The 2,500-nt window shown below is 54.0% G+C and carries 2 rRNA genes (1 of these 2 cut by a window edge); both read left to right on the top strand.

Annotation, left to right across the window (positions count from 1 at the left end):
- Positions 1-2,207, top strand: a 23S ribosomal RNA gene (locus LC407_RS20765); it begins 674 nt to the left of the window's first position.
- A 169-nt stretch (positions 2,208-2,376) separates the two neighbouring features.
- A 5S ribosomal RNA gene (gene rrf, locus LC407_RS20760) occupies positions 2,377-2,491 on the top strand.
- Positions 2,492-2,500: the final 9 nt, after the last annotated feature.

The following is a 2,500-nucleotide window of genomic DNA, read 5'->3' as shown; positions in this document are numbered from 1 at the left end:
TCATGGCCAGGGTGAAGGTGCCGTAACAGGTACTGGAGGCCCGAACCCACGTCTGTTGCAAAAGACGGGGATGAGCTGTGATTAGGAGTGAAAAGCTAATCGAACCCGGAGATAGCTGGTTCTCCTCGAAAGCTATTTAGGTAGCGCCTCATATGTATCCTCTCGGGGGTAGAGCACTGTTATGGCTAGGGGGTCATCGCGACTTACCAAACCATTGCAAACTCCGAATACCGAGACGGACTGTATGGGAGACACACGGCGGGTGCTAACGTCCGTCGTGAAAAGGGAAACAACCCAGACCCACAGCTAAGGTCCCAAATTTTGTGCTAAGTGGAAAACCATGTGGAAAGGCACAGACAGCCAGGAGGTTGGCTTAGAAGCAGCCACCCTTTAAAGAAAGCGTAATAGCTCACTGGTCGAGTCGGTCTGCGGGGAAGATTTAACGGGGCTAAGCACAGAACCGAAGCTTGGGGTGTGCATATTTATATGTACGCGGTAGAGGAGCGTTCCGTAAGCCGTTGAAGGTGGATTGAGAAGTCTGCTGGAGGTATCGGAAGTGCGAATGCTGACATGAGTAACGATAATGCGGGTGAAAAACCCGCACGCCGAAAGCCCAAGGTTTCCTTGCGCAACGTTAATCGGCGCAGGGTGAGTCGGCCCCTAAGGCGAGGACGAAAGTCGTAGTCGATGGGAAGCAGGTTAATATTCCTGCACCTCGCGTAAGTGCGATGGAGGGACGGAGAAGGTTAGGCATACCGGGCGTTGGTTGTCCCGGGGAAAGGCGGTAGGTTTGGATCTTTGGCAAATCCGGGATCCTTTAAGACCGAGCACCGAGACGAGCCTTTATGGCGAAGTTGCTGATACCACGCTTCCAGGAAAAGCTCCTAAGCTTCAGCTTACGCAGACCGTACCGTAAACCGACACAGGTGGGTAGGATGAGAATTCTCAGGCGCTTGAGAGAACTCGGGTGAAGGAACTAGGCAACATGGCACCGTAACTTCGGGAGAAGGTGCACCCTTTTTGGTGGCTCATGCGAGCTATAGCTGAAGAGGGTCGCAGTAACCAGGCCGCTGCGACTGTTTATCAAAAACACAGCACTCTGCAAACACGAAAGTGGACGTATAGGGTGTGACGCCTGCCCGGTGCTGGAAGGTTAATTGATGGGGTCAGCCGCAAGGCGAAGCTCTTGATCGAAGCCCCAGTAAACGGCGGCCGTAACTATAACGGTCCTAAGGTAGCGAAATTCCTTGTCGGGTAAGTTCCGACCTGCACGAATGGCGTAACGACAGCGGCGCTGTCTCCACCCGAGACTCAGTGAAATTGAAATCGCTGTGAAGATGCAGCGTTCCCGTGGCAAGACGGAAAGACCCCGTGAACCTTTACTATAGCTTTACACTGAACGTTGAGTTCGTCTGTGTAGGATAGGTGGGAGGCTATGAAACCATGGCGCTAGCTGTGGTGGAGCCATCCTTGAAATACCACCCTGTCGTGCTTGACGTTCTAACCTGGGTCCATTATCTGGATCGGGGACCGTGTATGGTGGGTAGTTTGACTGGGGCGGTCTCCTCCTAAAGAGTAACGGAGGAGCTCGAAGGTACGCTCAGCGCGGTCGGACATCGCGCACTGTGTGCAAAGGCATAAGCGTGCTTGACTGCAAGATCGACGGATCAAGCAGGTAGGAAACTAGGACTTAGTGATCCGGTGGTTCTGTATGGAAGGGCCATCGCTCAACGGATAAAAGGTACTCCGGGGATAACAGGCTGATACCGCCCAAGAGTTCATATCGACGGCGGTGTTTGGCACCTCGATGTCGGCTCATCACATCCTGGGGCTGTAGTCGGTCCCAAGGGTATGGCTGTTCGCCATTTAAAGTGGTACGCGAGCTGGGTTCAGAACGTCGTGAGACAGTTCGGTCCCTATCTGCCATGGGCGTTGGAGATTTGAGAGGGGCTGCTCCTAGTACGAGAGGACCGGAGTGGACGAACCTCTGGTGTTCCGGTTGTCACGCCAGTGGCATTGCCGGGTAGCTATGTTCGGAAGCGATAACCGCTGAAAGCATCTAAGCGGGAAGCGCGCCTCAAGATGAGATCTCCCGGGGCACAAGCCCCCTGAAGGAACCATGTAGACTACGTGGTTGATAGGTCAGGTGTGTAAGTACAGCAATGTATTGAGCTAACTGATACTAATGATCCGAGAGGCTTGACCATATAACCTCAAGTTGCCTTGGCCGACATGACATGTCGATAGATCCAAGTGCACGCTACGTCACAAGACCAAACGAGAGGCAGGCGCTCAGGCGCGTCTCTTTGCATCGCAGGCATCATCATGCCCGCACCCTGCAAGGACACGACGCCCAGGCGACACTCCAACCGCCTCCCTGGTGAAATTAGCGCTATGGAACCACCCGATCCCATCCCGAACTCGGAAGTGAAACGTAGCTGCGCCGATGGTAGTGTGGCCTAAGCCATGCGAGAGTAGGTCATCGCCAGGGTTTATACCC

Origin of the sequence: Stenotrophomonas sp. OVS01A (assembly GCF_019969775.1) — a bacterium.
Classification (GTDB): domain Bacteria; phylum Pseudomonadota; class Gammaproteobacteria; order Xanthomonadales; family Xanthomonadaceae; genus Stenotrophomonas; species Stenotrophomonas indicatrix.
The sequence above is the reverse complement of the archived record's forward strand: the minus strand, read 5'-3'. Positions and strand labels throughout refer to the sequence as shown.